Genomic DNA, 2,682 nt, shown 5'->3' on the forward strand with positions numbered 1-2,682 from the left:
TGGGCCGCCCCCTTCATTCGGTCCGGTCGCTGTACGAGTCGTCGGTTTCCGATTGATGGGTGCATTGCCGAGCGTAGTCGACGGGTGCGAGGTAGCCGAGCGATGAATGCCGGCGGTCGTGGTTGTATTCGGTCTTCCAGTCGCCGATCACGACCTGGGCGTGGAGCAGCGAGTAGAAGCTGTTGATGTTCAGGCACTCGTCGCGGAGCCTGCTCTCGGCATCCTCGCCTTCACTTCGGCGAGGTCACCCGTGGCCAGGCCTCTCGCCCTCGCTGCGCCACCGGCGACATCCTCCGCTTCGCGAGGTCACCATGGACGAGCCCCTCGCTGGGCGACGCGTGCGTCCCGTCATGGCCTGAGACCTCACATCACCGACGGGGCCCTGCCGAGAGACGATCCTCACGGCAGGGCCCCGTCACGGTGCTTGGGCGCGAGCGGCCGGGTGCGCCTCGGGGGTCAGGCGTCGTCCCGCCCGGCGGCGCGGTGGACGAACTCGATGAGGGAGTTCTCCATCTCGGCGCGGGTCTCGGGCTCGTTGTGAACCTCGTGGCGGACGTCGGGGTAGATGTGGAGTTCGACGTCGTGGCCCTTCTCCTCCAGGCGCCGGGCGACCTCGCGCGCACCCTCGCCGTAGTTGGTCACCGGGTCCTCCGCGCCCGCGAAGATCGCGACGGGAACCTGCGGAAGGCGGTCGAAGAAGTCGTCGCCGTTGGCCTGGTCGTACACGTCGACGAAGCCCTGCAGGAACCGGTTGCTCAAGGGGGCGCCGAAGTTGTTGAAGGGGTCGCGGCCGTGATCACGGACGACGTCCGCGTTGCGCGCCACCCAGTCCGTCGGGCCGAAGTCCGGGCCGAGGCGGTCGTAGAAGCCGTCGAACAGCTGGCCCACCAACGCATCCGCAGCGGGGGCGGAACCGTCGGCCGCCACGGCAGCCTTCAGGGCCTCGCGATCCAGCGTCGACTCGACACCGCGCATGCCCACGGCGATACCGCCCAGCGCGAGCCCGTCGACCTCGACACCCGGCTGCAGCACCAGCGCCCGCGCGATCATCGACCCCAGGCTGTGGCCGAACACCACGTACGGCAGGTCGGGGAACAGCTCCTTGGCCTTCCGGTACAGCGTCACCTCGTCCTGCACGATGACCGTCGCCGACTCGTCACCGGCGTCACCCCACGTCCCCGACTGCATCGCCGTCCGACCGTGACCCGCGTGATCGTCCGCGACCACGACGAACCCCGCATCCACCAGCGCGGCCGTCATGTGCAGGTACCGGCGGGAGTGCTCGCCGAGACCGTGGATGAGCTGGACCACCGCCACCGGCGTGACCGCCGGTTCGTACACCCAGGCCTGGATGGTGTCGGTGCCGTTGTGCGACGTGAACTCGAGTTCGCGCAGAGCCATGCTGACCTCCTCGTCATGCCCCTCGGGCGGGGAGCTCGACGGTATGACCCTACCGTACCTGCCGACAACGGGATGTCCGGCCCCCGACCTCCGTCGCCCACTCGCGGAACTCCCTGTCGCGGGCGCTGAGAGCGGCAGGTACGCGCCCAGCCCGTCCCGAGAGCCGCGTGACCGGGTCCGGACCCGGCGGCCCGGCAGGGTCACCCCCGGTGGGGGGGCCGCGTCCCGCCCGGATCATGCCTGCCGGCCCGCCCCGTGGCACTTCGGACGCTCTGTGCCGGCGCCGGGCGTGCCCGTCCACGCCCGGACGGCCCGCAGAACGTGGACCAGGCCTCGGCATCGCGGCTAAGGAAGGTGAGGCCGGGGTCGATCAGACAGGCGACACGGGACATCACATGGAGAAACGGCGTCCCCGCTCCGGTGCTGCGTGTACCCGACGACGGCCCCCCGGCCGACGAGCCCGGCGCCGACGACCTCGGTCCCAGCGATCACGCCGCGGCCCACGTCGCCCGCGACTACGGTGCCCGCGCCGACGACGCGCCCCACGACCACGCCCACCACGCGCCCGACGACCCGTCCGAGCGTCCCCGCAGTGAAGGCGGTGCAGCGCACCTTCCAGGTGGACCGGTACATGCCCAAGACCGCGGCTCAGGCCCGGGTCGTGGCGCGCCTCGACGACGACGGCGTGCTGCGTTACCGCGAGGACCGCGCCCTCTGGGGCGCGAACAACTGGCAGTTCGTGACGGTGCGGGTGCCCGCCGACGCGAGCAAGGCGCAGGTCATGGCCGTGATCAACGCCAAGACGTCCTCGCGTGTGGGTGACGTGCACACCGGTTCGCGCCTGCGTTCCATCACGCGTGGTCGCTCGGTGACGATCGCGTGGGAGCTCGGCAAGGGCGCCCGCCCCACCTCCGCCTGGGGTGCGAACAAGTCCGTCAACCAGATGTTCTTCGCCCGCTCCTGAGCGACCACAGGTGGGCGTGGCCATCACCACCACGCCCACCTGTGGCGGGCCTGCATCGCCGAGCCCGGCCGAGCGACGCGTCACCCTTGCGAGGGTGGCGCCGTCGCCGCATGTCGGCTCCGCCCCTCGGGGGTGAGTCCGGGACCGGCGCCCTCATGGGTCGAATCACTCGGCCCGGCCATCGAATTCGGCGGCAGCCTCTCGGTGATCCTGGGACCCGCGCGGTGTTGCGGGGCGGCCTGGCACCTCTTCTCCGCGTCGTGCAGCAGCGTCCCTTCACGTGAGAACACTGTGAACGTTCCCCGAGATGCCGGGGG

The 2,682-nt window shown here is 70.9% G+C and carries 2 protein-coding genes and 1 pseudogene; 1 reads left to right on the forward strand and 2 read right to left on the reverse strand.

Features of this window, described 5'->3' with window-relative positions; all coding sequences use genetic code 11:
• Positions 1–13: 13 nt before the first annotated feature.
• Positions 14–226: pseudogene (locus A5728_RS13380) on the reverse strand (integrase core domain-containing protein); the annotation flags it as partial.
• A 230-nt stretch (positions 227–456) separates the two neighbouring features.
• Positions 457–1,401, reverse strand: coding sequence for an alpha/beta fold hydrolase (locus tag A5728_RS03135; RefSeq protein WP_035964342.1), 945 nt, complete (start codon positions 1,399–1,401; stop codon positions 457–459).
• Between the two features lie 592 nt (positions 1,402–1,993).
• Between A5728_RS03135 and A5728_RS03140 the strand changes: the two genes are divergently transcribed.
• Positions 1,994–2,365, forward strand: a complete 372-nt coding sequence (locus A5728_RS03140; RefSeq protein WP_013350234.1) for a hypothetical protein — start codon at positions 1,994–1,996, stop codon at positions 2,363–2,365.
• Positions 2,366–2,682: the final 317 nt, after the last annotated feature.

The sequence above is a fragment of the Kocuria sp. ICS0012 genome (assembly GCF_001665945.1).
Taxonomy (GTDB): domain Bacteria; phylum Actinomycetota; class Actinomycetes; order Actinomycetales; family Micrococcaceae; genus Kocuria; species Kocuria marina.